Source organism: Bradyrhizobium dasycarpum, assembly GCF_042019905.1.
GTDB classification, from domain to species: domain Bacteria; phylum Pseudomonadota; class Alphaproteobacteria; order Rhizobiales; family Xanthobacteraceae; genus Bradyrhizobium; species Bradyrhizobium japonicum_B.
Window position 1 is genome coordinate 4,539,979 of sequence record NZ_CP169574.1, and the last position, 16,157, is coordinate 4,556,135.

17 protein-coding genes and 2 pseudogenes are annotated in these 16,157 nt (G+C 64.0%); 11 read left to right on the forward strand and 8 right to left on the reverse strand.

Annotation, left to right across the window (positions count from 1 at the left end):
- Window positions 1-137: 137 nt before the first annotated feature.
- Window positions 138-398, reverse strand: a complete 261-nt coding sequence (locus ACETMP_RS21745; protein ID WP_375157795.1) for a helix-turn-helix domain-containing protein — start codon at window positions 396-398, stop codon at window positions 138-140.
- 112 nt (window positions 399-510) lie between these two features.
- On the opposite strand from ACETMP_RS21745, the gene ACETMP_RS21750 reads away from it, so the two are divergent.
- The 8 genes from ACETMP_RS21750 (at window position 511) to ACETMP_RS21785 (ending at window position 6,642) form a co-directional block, all read left to right on the forward strand.
- Window positions 511-831 carry a hypothetical protein gene (locus ACETMP_RS21750; RefSeq protein ID WP_375157796.1) on the forward strand — a complete coding sequence of 107 codons (321 nt, stop codon included), beginning with the start codon at window positions 511-513 and terminating at the stop codon, window positions 829-831.
- Window positions 832-844: 13 nt separating this feature from the next.
- Window positions 845-1,417 carry a hypothetical protein gene (locus ACETMP_RS21755; RefSeq protein ID WP_375157797.1) on the forward strand — a complete coding sequence of 191 codons (573 nt, stop codon included), beginning with the start codon at window positions 845-847 and terminating at the stop codon, window positions 1,415-1,417.
- Between the two features lie 179 nt (window positions 1,418-1,596).
- Entirely contained in the window at window positions 1,597-2,028 is a 432-nt protein-coding gene (locus tag ACETMP_RS21760) for a hypothetical protein (protein WP_375157798.1), read from the forward strand.
- A 211-nt stretch (window positions 2,029-2,239) separates the two neighbouring features.
- Window positions 2,240-2,707: a hypothetical protein gene (locus tag ACETMP_RS21765; RefSeq protein WP_375157799.1), complete on the forward strand. Its 468-nt coding sequence runs from the start codon at window positions 2,240-2,242 to the stop codon at window positions 2,705-2,707.
- On the forward strand, window positions 2,689-3,471 hold the full coding sequence (locus tag ACETMP_RS21770; protein ID WP_375157800.1) for a metallophosphoesterase: 783 nt from the start codon (window positions 2,689-2,691) through the stop codon (window positions 3,469-3,471). The genes ACETMP_RS21765 and ACETMP_RS21770 overlap by 19 nt, the downstream gene beginning before the upstream one ends.
- Window positions 3,472-3,692: 221 nt before the next feature.
- The gene (locus ACETMP_RS21775) at window positions 3,693-4,817 is read left to right on the forward strand and encodes an AAA family ATPase (RefSeq protein WP_375157801.1); all 1,125 of its coding nucleotides are present in this window, start codon (window positions 3,693-3,695) and stop codon (window positions 4,815-4,817) included.
- Window positions 4,780-5,748: an AAA family ATPase gene (locus ACETMP_RS21780; RefSeq protein ID WP_375157802.1), complete on the forward strand. Its 969-nt coding sequence runs from the start codon at window positions 4,780-4,782 to the stop codon at window positions 5,746-5,748. The genes ACETMP_RS21775 and ACETMP_RS21780 overlap by 38 nt, the downstream gene beginning before the upstream one ends.
- A 225-nt stretch (window positions 5,749-5,973) precedes the next feature.
- Window positions 5,974-6,642 (forward strand): 3'-5' exonuclease, encoded by a 669-nt coding sequence (locus ACETMP_RS21785; RefSeq protein ID WP_375157803.1) that lies wholly within the window; start codon window positions 5,974-5,976, stop codon window positions 6,640-6,642.
- Between the two features lie 399 nt (window positions 6,643-7,041).
- Here ACETMP_RS21785 and ACETMP_RS21790 read toward each other — a convergent pair whose 3' ends face one another.
- The 7 genes from ACETMP_RS21790 to ACETMP_RS21820 form a co-directional block, all read right to left on the reverse strand.
- Window positions 7,042-7,917, reverse strand: coding sequence for an ABC transporter permease (locus tag ACETMP_RS21790; RefSeq protein ID WP_375157804.1), 876 nt, complete (start codon window positions 7,915-7,917; stop codon window positions 7,042-7,044).
- Window positions 7,914-8,699 carry an ABC transporter ATP-binding protein gene (locus ACETMP_RS21795; RefSeq protein ID WP_375157805.1) on the reverse strand — a complete coding sequence of 262 codons (786 nt, stop codon included), beginning with the start codon at window positions 8,697-8,699 and terminating at the stop codon, window positions 7,914-7,916. The genes ACETMP_RS21790 and ACETMP_RS21795 overlap by 4 nt, the downstream gene beginning before the upstream one ends.
- 45 nt (window positions 8,700-8,744) lie before the next feature.
- On the reverse strand, window positions 8,745-9,794 hold the full coding sequence (locus tag ACETMP_RS21800; protein WP_375157806.1) for an ABC transporter substrate-binding protein: 1,050 nt from the start codon (window positions 9,792-9,794) through the stop codon (window positions 8,745-8,747).
- The gene (gene leuB, locus ACETMP_RS21805; protein WP_375157807.1) at window positions 9,791-10,933 is read right to left on the reverse strand and encodes a 3-isopropylmalate dehydrogenase; all 1,143 of its coding nucleotides are present in this window, start codon (window positions 10,931-10,933) and stop codon (window positions 9,791-9,793) included. The genes ACETMP_RS21800 and leuB overlap by 4 nt, the downstream gene beginning before the upstream one ends.
- A gap of 31 nt (window positions 10,934-10,964) precedes the next feature.
- Entirely contained in the window at window positions 10,965-11,591 is a 627-nt protein-coding gene (gene leuD, locus ACETMP_RS21810; protein ID WP_375157808.1) for a 3-isopropylmalate dehydratase small subunit, read from the reverse strand.
- Entirely contained in the window at window positions 11,592-13,001 is a 1,410-nt protein-coding gene (leuC, locus tag ACETMP_RS21815) for a 3-isopropylmalate dehydratase large subunit (protein WP_375157809.1), read from the reverse strand.
- 166 nt (window positions 13,002-13,167) lie between these two features.
- Window positions 13,168-14,121 carry a LysR family transcriptional regulator gene (locus ACETMP_RS21820; RefSeq protein WP_375157810.1) on the reverse strand — a complete coding sequence of 318 codons (954 nt, stop codon included), beginning with the start codon at window positions 14,119-14,121 and terminating at the stop codon, window positions 13,168-13,170.
- 357 nt (window positions 14,122-14,478) lie between these two features.
- Between ACETMP_RS21820 and ACETMP_RS21825 the strand changes: the two are divergent.
- From ACETMP_RS21825 to ACETMP_RS21835, 3 genes and pseudogenes are all read left to right on the forward strand, one after another.
- A pseudogene (locus ACETMP_RS21825) lies at window positions 14,479-14,888 on the forward strand (hypothetical protein).
- Between the two features lie 14 nt (window positions 14,889-14,902).
- A pseudogene (locus ACETMP_RS21830) lies at window positions 14,903-15,353 on the forward strand (hypothetical protein).
- Between the two features lie 2 nt (window positions 15,354-15,355).
- The gene (locus tag ACETMP_RS21835; RefSeq protein WP_375157811.1) at window positions 15,356-16,072 is read left to right on the forward strand and encodes an SOS response-associated peptidase; all 717 of its coding nucleotides are present in this window, start codon (window positions 15,356-15,358) and stop codon (window positions 16,070-16,072) included.
- Window positions 16,073-16,157 lie beyond the last annotated feature (85 nt).

Consider the following 16,157-nt stretch of genomic DNA (forward strand, 5'->3'; position numbering starts at 1 on the left):
ATTGCGATCGGCTCGCTACACGGTGGTCAGAAACGCAAGGGCTCAGCCCGGGCCGGTTTAGCTCGCATCTTCCCTCAACTTTCCCGTCGCGTAGAGCCAGGACAATGGCTTCCGGATGCACCATGCCGATTTCCGACCTATTGGCGCCGGAGCCTGACTCCCTCACCTGTCGATTTGCTCGCGAAGATGAACTCGACAAGCATCTCATTCTCCATCTTCGTCTTCATCTGTTCGAGCACCCGGCGCCGCCTCGGATCGACAGGGCCCGGCTGCGTGGTTTCGATGAGCGCGATGGTCTTGCGGGAGATGCCAAGCCGTCCGGCGAGGGCTTCTTGGTCGTAACCTAGCAGCGCACGCGCCGCTTTGATGAGAGTCGGCGTGAGAAGTTCGTCGCTCAACCTGTCCCTCGCGTCGCTCTTAACCATCCCGGTGATTTCGGTAACAAAACGCTACCAAAGCCATATCCTCCGTGCTATGTGATATATCGCATAACGAGAGAAATGGCGACGAATGAACTACTGGCGTCATATCGCGAGCGAGAGGTGGCGGAATTCGCCGGTCCGGCTGGCCGAGCTGAAGGAAGCCGGCAACCGCTGCCGGATCTGCTTCCGTCCCGGCACGAAAGCGTCGCCCATCGAGGCCCATCACGCCACGTACATGCACCTCGGCCGCGAACAGCGGGGCGAATTGTTGGCGGTCTGCCGCGATTGTCACGAGGAGGTCACCACATTCCTTCGCCGACGCGGCTACCAGCGGAAGCGCGCGCGTCGCGCCGACGTGCCCTCTCTGCGCGACCCGCGCAATTCCCTCGTCGACCCCACCTCGAAGTAGGAGAATCGAAATCATGCACGCCGAAAGCATCCGGCTTCGCATCACCGGCACCAAAAGACTCGTCATGCATTGCGGCCGTCTGGCCGATCCGCTCGATCCCATCACCAAGAACCTGATGCGGCTCACGAAGAAGCGCTCCAAGACCGAAGCCGATCACGAGCAGATCGGTCGCGTCGAATGGTTCGGCGGATTGTGGCTGGCCGACGGCTCCCCCTGCATCCCTGCGAAGGCGTTGATGGCCTGCTTCGTGTCCGCGGCCAAGACGCGACGCCGCGGCGACGAAGCGAAGGTCGGCATGATCGTCGAGCATCACGCTCCCCTGGTCTACGACGGCCCCGCCGATCTCGACGAGTTGTGGAAGGACAAGAAGTTCAGACTTCGCGTGGGCGTGAGGGTCAAGGGCGCACGGACCATGCGAACGCGCCCTTGCTTCAACGACTGGAGCACCGAGTTCACGGCGCTGTACTTCCCCAGCATCTTCGACCGCGAGACGATCCACGAACTCTTCGTCGTCGCGGGATTCATGAAGGGCTTGGGCGACTGGCGCCCGATCAACGGCAACTTCTCGGTGGAGATCATCGAGTAGTGGACACCCACGGGTGGGGCGTGGCCCGGCGAGCTAGTGGCAGGTCCCGGCGTGGTGTGGCGAGGCGGAGGGCATAGGCGCTCTCCCGACGGGTGGAGAGCTCTTCGGAGCTCTCCACCCCCAAGTCTAGGTGCGGTGGCGCGATGCCGCTCGATCGGAATTCCGGAGGCGAAAAAAACATGAATGAGGGCATCACGCGCCGCCGCAGGGCGCACCGCAAATCGAGCGTCGGCCGCGCGAAGTCCTCCCTGGCTTGGTGGCGCTCCATGGCGGCGCCCGACTTCGGCCCTGCGGCTATCGATGCCATGCGAGGCACGATCGCCAAAATCGCAATGCTCCACGAGCGGCGCTGGCGCGATGCCGTCGCCGGTGACGCCACCAGCGCCTTCGAAATCGCGCTGTCGATGGATCCCGCAGGTCCGTGCCATTCGAGGCTCGACCTCGCTATGACCGCTCTGGTCATCTGCGCGTATGAAGGCAGCCCCGCCGCGTGCGTCGTGGTCGCAAGCGTCCTCAGCCGTCTCCCGCGCCTCCGCGGGAAAGAAGACCTGGCCGATTCCTGGGCGCTTCGCGCCTCCGCGGTGTTGGCGGGCAGACCTGCTCCCGACTAGTCCACGCGTGGTGGCGCTTCGGATCGGCCATGCGAACTGCAGCCGGCACTGAGCCACTCGGGTCCCGAGCCGGGGTTCGGCTGCTCCCCCTAACCAACCGTTAGGCATATCGGCAAGTTCGGTTACTTTAAGCTACCAACCTCTCTGGATATCTGTTATATGATTTATCACATGAGCGGCTTCGGATCGACAGCCGCAGCAGGAGAGTAGAGTGAGCACCCAGCGTAAGACCTCCTACCGCAACACCGGCCCTGACTTCCGCGCGATCGAGGAGCGCTCCTGCAGGCCGCTCGGCTGGTGGCGGAACACGCGTGCGGACAACTTCCACACACCGGCCCTGAAAGAGATGAAGGCTGCAGTCGCCGACATCGCGATGCTCGCCGAGCCCCGCTGGCGCGACGCGGCTTCCGGCGACGCCGCCGCGGCCATCGCTCTCGTGCTCGCGATGGGCCCGGAGAACTCCCACGCGCTGAAGTTCGACATTTGCATGACCGCTCTCGTCATCTGCGCGTGCGAAGGCGACGCCGCATCTTGCCTCGTCGTCGCCTGGGTGCTCAGGCGGCTCCCCAAGGCGAAGACCCGTGAGAAGCGCATCGCCACCTCCTGGACCGTCCGGGCGATGCGTCCGCTCCTCGCGCGCGCCGGACGGGATACCTGGAGATGCGGCTGCAGATCATGAGCGACCTGCACCTCGACCAGACCGGCAGCGGCGGGGCGCCGCCGCTGGCCGACGGCGTCCGCATGATCCTGGTCGCCGGCGACACCTGCCAAGGACTGGTCGATGCCGTCGGTCAACTCCGTCGCGCCTACCCGGCGCCGACCGAGGTCGTCATGGTCGCGGGCAATCACGAGCTCTGGTCGAAGAGCAGGGATTTCGAAGAACATTGGGAGGAGGGCCTCACGGCGGCCGAAAGCGAGGGCGTCCACCTTCTGGAGAACTCCGTCCGAACCGTGCGGGGCGTTCGTCTGCTGGGCTGCACCCTCTGGACCGACTACGGGCTGTTCGGAGCGCACATGCGCGAGTTGGCCATGAACACCGCAGCCCAGACCATGCTCGACCATCGCAGAATAAAGTGGACGCGCCAGCCTTGGCGGCGGTTTCGTCCCGCCGAGGCTCGCCTTCTCCACCATCGGTCGCGGTCGTTTCTCGAGACGGAGCTCGCGAAACCACATGACGGGCCGACGGTCTGCATCTCGCACCACGCCATGTTGCCGGAGGCGGTCGCGCCCGCCTTCCGGGACAGCATCGTCACGGCCGCATACGCTTCCGAAATGTCGTCCCTCATCGATCGCTTCCAGCCCGACTTGATCGTGTCAGGCCACACGCACTACCCGATGGACATTACCCGCGGCCGCACGCGCCTTCTCAGCAACCCTGGCGGCTATCCCGGGGAGAACCGGTCCTTCAATCCGGCCTGCGTCGTTGAACTGCCTGATTCTTAGTCGGCCCGTACGCGTCGCTACAAGCCAACCGAAAGCAAAGAAGTCGATGACCACCTTCTCGAGTTTCGAGATCATGCACCAACTTTCCGCCTTGGGCGGACAGGCGTGTGAATTGCCGGCATCGGCGTTGCTCGTCGTCGGTGCCGTCGAGAGGCCGTTGAGAGTGCGTTCGTTCCGCCCGACGAGCTTGCCCATGCCGTCGGCTCATCGGAGGCGCAGCCATGAGCAATGATGACGAACAGAATGAGGCGAGCAAGGTCGGGGGCTTCTCCCGTTTGGCCGCCGGCGCGACTCGACGTGAACATCTGGAAACTCTGGAGGATCTCGACGACGATCCGTGCGACGACTCCGCCGCGGATTCGACGGAAGACATCATTCCCGATTCCTTCACACCACGCGAGACCCTGGTATCCGCCGCGCTCGCTGCCTGTCTTACGCCCGCCATTAAAGAAGGCCTGAAATCTCCTTCCTCCCGGGCGCTCGTGATCTCGGTTCCGTCGGTGGCTTGGATTTCGCCCGTAAGAGATCTTTTCGCGCGGCGCCCCTTCGGACGAAAGTGGACGTGCATTGCTCGCGACGGATCCGACCGCCGAGGGCACCAGCCGTCCTCCGGTAACACGGAAGCCGCCACCGCTCTCGCGGCGGGAGCCTCGGTGGTCGGCATCGCCGTCGCTCCCGAACAGACTCTTCCGTCTACGCTGATCGGAGCTGCCGATTTCCGGCTGCCGCTCAAGTTCGACTCGAAGGTCGTCGAGGAAGCGATCAGGAAGATCTTCGGAAGCGCCACGCAGGTCCAGGAACGAGATCTCGTCGGTCTCGATCTCGAGGACGTGGTCGCGGCCATGCGACGTGGCAGCACCGAGCAAGAGGTCAAGACCCGTTTGTCTGCCGCAGCGAAGACGCGCCTCGGACAAACCAGCGCCGACGACGTGCCGCTCCTCGAGACGGCCGTCGAATACGGCGCCGCCAGGGATTGGGCTTTGGCTCTGGCGCGCGACCTGCGTGACTATCGTGCCGGAAATCTTCCATGGAGCGCGGTCGACAGAGGCGCGGTCTTCCATTCGGCGCCCGGGATGGGCAAGAGCGTTCTCGCAAGAAGCATCGCCCGCGCGTGCGAGTCGACCCTGATCGTCGGCAGCGTCGGCGAGCTCTTCGCCACCAGTTCAGGATATCTCGACGGTGTGATCAAGGCTCAGCGAGAGCTTTTTGCCAAGGCCGTAGCCGCCGCGCCGTCGATCCTGTTCCTCGACGAGATCGACGGCCTGCCGTCCAGAGATTCTGTTGAGCTCCCGAGCGCGCGAATGGTGGATGCCGATCATCGAGGACTTTTTGTTGCTGCTGGATGACGCCACGAGCGCGCGGCGCGAAGGCGTCGTCGTGATCGGCGCCACGAACCGGATCACGGCGGTGGATCCGGCGATTCTGCGGCCCGGGAGGCTCGAGCGCGCCATCGAGATAACGGCCCCCGGTCCGGAGGGGATCCTCAATATCCTTCGCTTTCACGTGCGTGACAGTCTGCCGGAGAAGGATTTGCGCTCCATGGCGGAGATGTTGGACGGTTTCACGCCGGCGGAAATCATGGAGACGGTGAGAAGCGCGCGCCGCATGGCACGAACTTCCGGACGCGATCTTTCTCCCGACGATCTCAAGCGTGCCGTCCTGCCGGCGACGACCATCCCGCCCGCGTCGCTGAGGCGGATCGCATTCCACGAGGCCGGACACGTGGTCGTCGCAATTGCCACCGGCGTGGGCACCGTCAGATCGGTCAGGATCGGCGGTCGTCAAGGCAGCGGCGGTCTGACCAGCATCGACCCCATTTCGAGCGATCTCCCCACGCGTCGGTCGATCGAAAGGCAGGTTGTGGGCATCCTCGCGGGGCGTGCCGCGGAAATCGTGCTGCTCGGTGCTCCTTCGGCAGGAGCCGGCGGAAGCGAGCGGTCCGACTTGGCGCTCGCGACGCGCCTCGTGGCAAGCATGGAGCTCTCTCTCGGATTAGGGGAGAACGGCTTGGCCTATGTCGGCGACGCCGACGCGGCCCTCGAGGAGCTGCGGCTCGATCGGACCATCCGGCATCGCGTCGACGAGAGGCTGCACCGGCTGCAAGCCAAGGCCTGCGAGATCGTCGAAGTGCGTCGCGATCAGATCGTAGCCGTCGCCGATGCGCTCATCGAGAGGAGCTTTCTGTCGGGCGACGAGATCGAGAGAATTCTCGCTGGCGCCGGCCTCGGGGATGGATACGTTTCCGACACGGGGGACACCGGGAGCTCCCACACGTGATACCGGAGGTGACAAACTCAAACGAGCTGGAGAAGCTCGCGGCCAGGCTCGAAAGCAGTGGCGAGTACCGGATCCTCAGGCGATTGCGCCTGGCGGGCGCCGCGCCGCCTCCGGTTGGAGCGACGATGCGGCGTGGCGTGCTCGTGGATGTCGAAACGACAGGTCTGGACTCGGCGTCCGACGAGATCGTCGAATTGGCGATGCTCGCCTTCGACTACTCGATGGATGGCTCATTCGTTACATTTGCGCGTGCGCGACCCCGGTCGATCGATTCCGCCTACCGTGACCAGGTTAACAGGCATAACGGACGAGATGGTCTCCGGCCAGAGTATCGACCCATCTGCCGTGGAAGCATTCATTGCGGATGCGAATCCAGTGATCGCGCACAATGCCGACTTCGATCGCAGATTCTGCGAACGGCTCATTCCGTCGTTCGCGGCCAAGCCGTGGGCCTGTTCGCTCCGCGAAGTGGATTGGGCCTCCGAGGGCTTCGAGAGCGCGCGCCTTTCGTTCCTCGCGGCCGGCCACGGTCGCTTTTTCGATGGGTATCGCGGCCTGCACGATTGCGAGGCTGCGCTCGACGTGCTTTCGCGCCGGCTGCCGCGCACAGGACGGACCGCCTTGAGCGTCCTTTTGGAGTCCGCCCGCCGCCCCAGGTGGCGGCTTCGCGCGGAGCGCACTGCCTTTGCCGCCCGGGAACGCCTGAAGCTTCGGGGCTACCGGTGGCGGCCGGGCAAAGGCGTTGCGCAGGGCGCTTGGTGCACGGAAGTCGACGAGCAACGTTTCGAAGCCGAATGCGAATTTCTTTGCACCGAGATCTATCTCAGGCCGGCGCCGCCGATCGGCTCACGGCTCCTGACTGCTTACGAGCGCTATTCCGTGAGGTCTGACTGACCATTGACGGGCAAGCCGGCGCCACGCTCGACATCACTAAGCAGATACTCGCGTAATGGTCAGGCGGCCCACGGCCGGATTTTCACTCTGAGTCATGACGGCTCGTCCACCGCAGCCAGCGCGATGTCTGCAGTTAACATGGAAGCCCGACGTAGTCGCGCGAGCTGCCCGTTGCAATCCGCATCGAGGCGCTCACCTCCCGTCTTGACAAACCCGCGCCCCAATCCTCCGAGTTCAGAGCGCAAATTGCCAGCTCAACGCCGCCTTCTGGATGCGCAAAACTGAGGTCTCCGCCTCGACATCCGAGATGCCCGGGCCGGCGAGTTCCTGCCGCAGACTGGGATGCGCCTTGCTAGTCGACACGATGCCGGGTCGCCAGCAGGGTCTGTCACTGTCGGTTTATTCTGCCAGATTGTGCTGCTGCCAGCGCAGCAGGTAGGCCTGCAGTCGCCAGATCAACGCGGATAGCGCAACGCCGACCAGCATCAACACGATGACCGCGACCATCATTCCCGAGGCCTCCGCGCGCGCCTCGGACTCGATGATCAGGCGCCCGATGCCCCGTTCCGCTCCGATGAACTCGCCGACAATCACCCCGATCAAGGCGAAAGAAATCGCTGGTGTCAGCGAGGCGAAGACCCAAGCCATGGTCGAGGGGATCACCACCGTGCGGGTGATCTGCCACTCGCTGGCGCCGAGCAGCCGGGATGCGTTGACAAAGCCCTCGTCGATCGAGCGGGCGCCCTCGAACGTATTGAAGAACACGAGGAAGACGACCACGATCCACGACGTCACGATCTTCGAGGTATCGCCGATGCCGAAGGCGAGCACGATGATCGGCGCCAGCGCGATGCGGGGGATTGAATTCACCGCCGTGATGAACGGCTGGAAAATGGCGCTCAGCCGATCGGAACGGCCCAGCACGAGTCCCGCGGCAAAGCCGCTGCTGACGCCGGTCACGAAGCCGAAGAAGGTGTTCTTCAGGGTGACCGCGGTGGCGATCCAGAGATTGTTCTCGGAGCGCGCCATGCAGCGGGCGAATTCGCCATTGAACCAGCCGTTGAACATTCCGAGCTTGGATTTGAGGCAGCTCAGGATCAGGAAATGCTCGAAGATCTGGGACGGCTTGGACACGAAATAGGGGTCGAGCAGATCCGGCACCAACCAGGGAAGGCGGCTGTGCAGTTCGTATCCCCACTGCCAGATCGACAGCAAGCCGGCGCAGATCAACATCTGCCAGGCCAGGGTTCTGCCGGAGTGGCGACCTCGTCTCATGGCTTGCGGCCCTTGATGAATTCCTCACCAAGCGAGTGCCAGATCAGTTGGAACAGCTCGGCATAACGCGGCGTCTCCCGGATCTTCACGGCGTTACGTGGGCGGGCGAAATCCACCTCGAAGCTCTCCTTGATCCGCCCGGGTCGGGCGGAGAACAGGATGATGCGGTCCGCCAGCGTCAGGGCTTCGCCGAGATCATGGGTCACGAACAGCACCGTCTGCTTTTCCCGCTCCCAGATGCGCAGCAGTACGTCGTGCATGTCGATCTTGGTGTGCGTGTCGAGCGCGCCGAAAGGCTCGTCCATCAGCAGGACCTGGGGTTCGACGACCAGCGTTCGCATCAATGCCGCGCGCTGGCGCATGCCGCCCGACAATGCGGAAGGGTAGGCATCACCGAAACCCTCCAACCCCGCCTGCATCAGACAGGCGTTGACGCGCTCCTTGCGCTCGGCAACCGGGACGCCCGCGAGCTCCAGCCCATAGCCGATGTTGTCGGCGACGGTGCGCCAGGGAAACAGGGTATCGCGCTGGAACACATAGCCGACGTCAGGCGTCGCCCGTCCGGGAATGACGGGCACACCGTCGATCAGAATCTGGCCGCTGGTCGGCTTGACCAGTGTCGCGATCATGTTGAGGACGGTGCTCTTGCCCGAGCCGGATGGTCCCAGAAGAGCAACGAATTCGCCGCGCCGGACATTGAAGGAGACGTCGCGCACCGCCTCGATGGCCGCGCCCGCCAACTGGAAGGTCTTGGACAATCCGCGCACGTCGATGCGCCGCATCTCGGGCGGCGTATCCACCTGGGGTGCGTGTAGGGCCTGCGCACCTCAAGCCGGATAGGCCTTGCGCGCGGCTTCGATGAAGCTGGTGTTGACGACGTCGGCCATCGCCAGCGGCTTGATGCCGGTCATCTCCCGAAACCAGACCTTCTGGCCGCGTTCGAAGCTCGCCGCATCGATGATGCCCTCGTAATCGGTGAGCTTCTTCATGACGCCCGCGTCGAAAATATTAGCATCGCGCGACGTGCTCCCGACATAGGGCTCGATCATGTCGAATATCTCTTCGGGACTGTGCCCCTTGATCCACTGGGTTGCGCGCCACAGCGCCGTGACGAACGCCTGCATCTTCTGCGGGTCCTTGTCGATCGTCGACTGCAGAGTGAAGTGAGACGTCACGGGGACCTTGCCGCCGATGTACTTGGCCCAGACCGTCTCGTCGGTTCCATCGAACAACAGCGCGCCCCAGCCCTGCTCAATCGAATCCTTCAGGATCGACGGCGAGTTGATGAGAACATCGACCTGCTTGGTTTTCAACGTGCCCATCATGGTGTCGACATTGCCGGTGCCGATCCAGGTCACCTTGTCGTCCAAGCCCATGGTTTCCATGTAATAGGAAGCCCAGACGTGATTTGTGCCGCCCAACGATGATACCGAAACGATCGGCTTGCGTCCGTCAGGCCGCTTCCACTTCGCCAGTGCCTCCAGCGTGGTGATGCCCTGATCGAACAGATCCCTGCGGATGATGAAGATCGCGGCGTTGCTGCGGGTATCGACCGGCATGAGGACCCGCGCGTTGCGACCGTGATTGCTCAGCTGCATCGGGTGGGTGATATCGCCGATGCCGATATCGCCCTGGGACGAGGCGACGATCTCGCGCGTCTTCACGCCGCTGCCGCCCTGGATCAGCTTGCAGTCGAGGCCGGCCTCCTTGAAGAATCCGGCCCGATCCGCGACGAATTGAGACTGATAGATCGGAATGGCCACCGGATAGATCACGCGGCCCGATGGGGTGTCCGCCCACGCTCGCCCTGCCGCCATTGAGGCACCGGCGCCGGCGACGATCGTCAACGCGGCCCGTCTGGTGACCCGAATTCTCATGACGCGTGCTCCCTCTCTCTGCCGACCACCTTGTCGAGCGCGTTCAGCACCGCATCGCCCATCTCCTGGGTCGAAAGTCTTTTTGCGCCGGGTTCGGCGATATCGGCCGTTCGTGCGCCGGCAGCCAGCGCCGTGTCCACGGCCTGCTCCAGCAGCGTGGCATCATCGGGCCGATTGAGGGTGATGCGCAACATCATCGCGACGCTGAGGATCGAGCCGAGCGGATTGGCGATGCCCTTGCCCGCAATGTCAGGCGCACTGCCGTGGACCGGTTCATAGAGCGCCTTGCGGCGTCCCAGCCGGTCCGGCGGCCCGAGCGAGACCGACGGCAGCATGCCGAGCGAGCCCGACGCCATCGCGGCGCAATCGGAGAGAATGTCGCCGAAGATGTTGCAGGTCACCATCACGTCGAACTGCGATGGCGCCCGCACGATCTGCATGGCGGCGTTGTCGACATACAGATGCGTCAGCTCGACATCCGAGAATTCCGCTTCATGCAGCGCGGTGACCTCCTCGCGCCACAGCACGCTGGTTTCCAGCACATTGGCCTTGTCGACGGAGCAGACCCGGCGCTTGCGCGTCCGCGCCAACTCGAACGCGGTACGCGCCACCCGGCGGACCTGGCTGGTGGTGTATTGCTGGGTGTTGAAGCCGCGGCGCTGGCCGTCGGGAAGGGTTTCGATGCCGCGCGGCTCGCCGAAATAGATGCCGCTGGTGAGCTCACGGATGATGATGAAGTTGACATCCTTCAGCACCGCGGCCTTGAGGGGCGCGGAATCCGCCAGCGCCGGATTGGCGACGATCGGCCGGAGATTGGCATAGAGATCGTATTTGCTGCGCAGCGACAGCAGGCTTCCCGCCTTGCGCGCGGCCGGAGGCACTTCCGTGGTTTCCGGGCCGCCGGTCGCGCCCCAGAGAATGGCGTCGGCCTCCTCCATCGCCGCGACGGTGTCATCGGGCAGCACCTTCCCGGTCGAAAGGTAAGGGATGAGACCGTATTGCGCTTCGCGCAGAGCGACCGGGATACCGCGCCGGGCCGAGAACCATTTGAGAATGCGATGCGATTGGTCGGTCACCTCCGGACCGATGCCTTCACCGCCGACCACCGCGACCTTGATCATGTTCGAAAGCGTATTCATGCCTGATGTGTCCTGACGATTATCTTGCCGATTATCCTGCAAAGTGAATCCACGGCCGCGCGTCGCGGTCGGATGCCTGGAAGGCGCGAATCTCCTGGTCTCGCCGCAACGTCAGCGAAATCTCGTCGAGGCCTTCGAGCAGCCCCGCACGCCGGCGCGGGTCGATCTCGAAGGTGTGCCGGACGCCCGACGGTGAGGTGACCGTCTGCTCCTCCAGGTCGATACCGAGACGTCCCGCGCCCTGGCTCGCTTCGATTTCCGCGGCGAGGCCGTCGATGACGGCCTTGTCCAGCACCACCGGCAGGATGCCGTTCTGGAAGCAGTTGGCGAAGAAGATGTCGCCGAAGCCGGATCCGATTATGGCGCGGATCCCCATTTCCTGCAGCGCCCACACCGCCGCCTCGCGCGACGAGCCGCAGCCGAAATTCGGACCGGCGACCAGGATTTCCGCACCGCGATAAGGCTCGCGATTGAGGATGAACTCCGGATTGTCCGAGCCATCAGGCAAATAGCGGAGCGAACCGAACGCCCATTTGCCGAGACTGCCGCGGACGGAATTTCCGATCATGCGGTTGATGCTGATGATGACATCGGTATCGACATTGGTGCGCATGATCGGCGCCGCCGTCGCGGTCAGTTTTGTGAAGGCTTGCGCCATCTAGCGCTCCATCGTTCGAACATCGGCGATTGTGCCGGAAATCGCCGCCGCCACGGCCATGGCCGGGCTTGCCAGATGGGTGCGAGCCCGAGGCCCCTGCCGGCCGATGAAATTGCGGTTCGACGTCGACACCGAGCGCTGGCCCGGCGGCACGGTTTCACCGTTCGCGGCAAGACACATCGAGCAGCCGGGTTCGCGCCATTCAAAGCCCGCGTCGATGAAGATCTTGTCGAGCCCTTCGGCCACCGCATCGCGCTTGACGGTTTCAGACCCCGGCACGACCCAGGCGCGCACTCCAGGGGCAACCTTGCGACCGCGCGCGACTTCCGCCGCGGCGCGCAGATCGCTGAGGCGGCTGTTGGTGCAGGAGCCGATAAAGACCCAATCGACCGGCGTGCCGGCGATCGGCGCGCCGGGCTTCAGGCCCATATATTCGAGCGCGATCTCGATCGCGCCGCGGCGCGCCGGATCGGCGATATCGGCGGGATCCGGGATGCGGCCATCGACGCCGAGCACATGCTCGGGACTGATGCCCCAGGTGATCTGCGGGATGATGGTCCCGACGTCGATCGAGACTTCTCGATCGAACACCGCGTCACTGTCGCTCCGGAGCGTCCGCCACGCTGCGACGGCGCGGTCCCACATCTCGCCTTGCGGCGCGTAGGGACGGCCGCGGATATAGGCGAACGTCGTCTCGTCCGGTGCGATTAGCCCCATCTTGGCACCGAGCTCGACCGACAGATTGCAGATGGTGAGCCGCCCTTCGACCGGCAGGTCCCGGATCGCACTGCCGGCATATTCGACGGCATAGCCGGTGCCCCCGGCGGCGCCGACACGGCCGATCAAGGCGAGGATGAGATCCTTGGCGGTGACGCCGAACGGCAGCCGCCCGTCGAATGTCACGCGCATGGTTTTGGGCCGGCGCTGGATGATGGTCTGGGTCGCCAGCACATGTGTGAGCTCGCTGGACCCAATGCCGAAGGCGAGCGCGGCGAGCCCGCCATGGGTGCAGGTATGGCTGTCGCCGCAGACGATCAGGCAGCCGGGCAAGCTGAGACCGAGCTCGGGACCGATGACATGGACGATGCCCTGCCCGGGCTGGTCGAGGTCGAACAGCCGGATGTTGCTGGCGAAGGTCTCGGTCCGTAACGCCGCCAGCAGATCCCACCCGGTCTTGATGGTGCCGGCACGCCCCGCCGCCGTCGAAATCGCATGGTCCGGCGTGGCAAAGGTCAGTTCGGGATTGTGGACCGGAAGGTCTCGGCTTTTGAGGTCGATCAGGCCGCGGGAGCCGCCGAGGTCATGCAGCAGATGGCGATCCACGTGAAGCAGATCGGTATCATCGCTGAGCTTCGCGATGACATGCTGGTCCCAGATTTTGGCCAGCAGCGTGCGACCGTGCGTGTCCACGATCCGTCCTCCCGTGTTCGGCATCTGATGTGCCGTATGTGCTGCCGATCATGCCGACCGACAGCGTTCTTGGGAAGGAGGATAGGAGAGCGACCCGCAAATGTGCAGTGACGGTTTGGCACGGTGCCATCGCGGCCGGCGATGGCAGGCGTTGACAAGAGAGATGTCAGCTTCGGCCGCGCACGACCGTCAGCCGGTCGGAGACGCCGCCCGTGGCGAGGCGCGCCTCATCCTGGGTCCGCAAATGGTCCACCAGCAGCTTCGTGACTGGGGGCAGCGACTTGTAATCGCGCACTCCCATGACGAGCTCGCGCCGGGCCCAGGGCTCGTCGAGCGGGACGGTGACGAGGCTGTCGATGCCGTACCGGTCGCGAACGATTTCGAGCGGCACCACGCCGACCCCCATCCTGGCATCGATCACGCGAAACAGCGCATCGAAACTGCTGACCCGGATGCGCACCTTCATGTGCTGCCCGAGCGCCGCGGCGGCCCTGACACACAGCGTCTCGATCGAGCTCCCCTTCTCCAAGCTGACGAAGTCGAAATCGACCAGCTCGCGGAAGCGAATGTTGCTGCGGCCCGCCAGCGGGTGGTCGCGCGTGACCAGGGCGACCAGGCTGTCGCTGCGGTAGGACAGCAACTCCAGATCCTGTCCGTCGATGTTGCCGCCGAAGATGCCAATGTCGGCCCGGTTCTCCATCACCGCGCGCACGATCGCCGGGCTGAGATCCTCCTCGATCTCGATGTGGACCAGCGGATGCCGCTCCAGGAACACGCTCAGCTCGTCCGCCAAGGCTTCGAGAATCGCGGACTTGTTGGCACAGACCCGGATGAGACCGCGCTTGCCCTGCCGGTATCCCGTCAGCTCGGTCTCGAGCTTGCTCAGATTTCCAAGGATGATGCGGGCGTGCTCGAGCAGCGCGAAACCGGCCGGTGTCGGCTCGATCCCTTTGGAATGGCGGTGCAGCAGTTCGACCTGGAAGCGGTCCTCGATATCAGAGATGCGGCGGCTGACCGCGGACGCAGCGATGCTCTTCTTCTCCGCCGCCTTCGCGATACTCTGCTCCTCGACGATCGCCACGAACAACTGCAGCGTCAGCAGATCGATTTTGGCCGTCATCCGCAAGATCCTCGCGCGGGTCTCTGACGCACACATTGTGAAGAAGCTTGGCAGCTGGTCGCAAGTCCGGTGTTAGATCGCGCTTCACTCGGGACAAGCCAATTCAATTTGCGGGGTACACCTTTCAACGGCGTTTGACATGGCGGAAAAGAGACGGAATTTTGGGACGTTTTATGCCGTTCTGCCGATTTCCTGAAAAATGGGAGCCGGCGGGTTGTGGCCAACAGCATCGACGGCATCGCGGACCACTTCGATGATAGCCGCTGCAGAACGCGCGGATGTGTCCCTCGCGTCCAACACTTACCTCCGGGCTTCGACGGACTCGACTCCAACGTTCTTGTTATGTTCTAATGCGGCATGACTGACCGACCTGCCAGCTGGCGCATGCCGACCCGGAAGCAAATGGAGAAGATGGCCGCTGCCGTCGCCAGAAAGGGCCCTCCGGGACCCGTACTGGCTCTGAACGAGGATCTCCCGCCCGAATACTGGCGAGCTCTATTGGAAGACGCCCGTGCCCACGGCGGTTCGTTGAACGATGGCGACGCGGAGTCCGGACGCGGCTGACCCAAATTCCCCAGCATTTACTGAGGGTAGGTTGTCGGCGCTGCGGCAGAACCGTCGAAATCCAAAAAGCTGACGCGGCCCGCCTGTACGGTCCGGACGCGATCTGGAAGGACGTCGGCCAGCGTCTCCTGGACAACACCTGCACGCAGCGGACCGGCCGCCATGAGGAAGACGGCTGCTGGCCGGCCTACGACGTCCCCTAGGCAGTCCGGACGCCGTGGCCCACAAGCACCATCCGACGCCCCTCTCCGGAGGTGACCGCAAGGCCCTCGCCAAGGAGCTCGGCACGGCCCGAGCGATGACGACGATTCTGGCCGCGCAGTCCGCCGAGGCCAGGGCCAAGGGCGAGGCTCTGATCCGGACGGCGGACAAGCTGCTTGCGGAAAGCTGGAACGAGCGCATGTGCTCGGACGGCGAGCCGATCGACCCGTCCCCGACGATCGACCAGGCGATCAACGGTAGCTATAGATGGCGCCAGATCGAATGCTCACGCTGCAAGGCCGCCCGCAACGTCGATCTGGCGACGCTTACCCATGCATCGACGACATTCGTGCACGACCTGGCGAGCCGCTTGCGTTGCCGGGAGTGCGCCAAAGCCGGGGAAGCGACCGGCTGCCACCCTGCTGCAGCTGTCGCAGCGGGCCCGGCATCCTGATCCGGAGACCTGACCTTGTGCAATCTGTACTCGATCACCACCAATCAGGCCGCCCTCAGCGCGCTGTTCCGCGTCGTGAATCGGTACGTCGGTAACCTCGCGCCGATGCCAGGCGTCTTTCCGGACTACAAGGCGCCGATCGTCCGGACCGGCGCCGAGGGCCGCGAGATCTCGACCGCGCGCTGGGGCATGCCGTCGTCGTCGAAAGCGCTAATGGACGCCACTAAGAAGCGCGCCGAGAAGCTACAAGCGAAGAGCAAGACCGTCGATTTCAAGGAATTGCTCCGGATGGAGCCGGATTCTGGAACTACCAACATCCGCAACGTGAAGTCCAAGCACTGGACGCGATGGCTTGGTCCGGAGAACCGCTGCGTGGTGCCGTTCAACAGTTTCAGCGAGTTCAATAAGGCGGAAGGCGGCGACATCTGGTTCGCGATCGACGAGACCCGCCCGCTCCTCTGCTTCGCCGGCATCTGGACCAACTGGACGTCCGTTCGGAAGGTCAAGGAGGGCGAGACCACCAACGATCTCTACGCTTTCCTGACGACGGAGCCTAACGCAGAAGTCGGCGCAATCCACCCCAAGGCGATGCCCGTGATCCTGACGACGCCCGAGGAAGTTGAAACCTGGATGACCGCGCCTGCGGAGGAAGCCCTGAAACTGCAGCGGCCGCTTCCGGACGGAGCGCTCCAGATCGTCGCCCGGGGCGTCAAGGAAGATACCCCGGCTTAGCCTTCCTGACTTCCCGGACACCGAGCGATCGGCGAGTAGGCAGCTGGAGCCCGAGGCACTTGACTTCACTCACAGCATTCGAAAA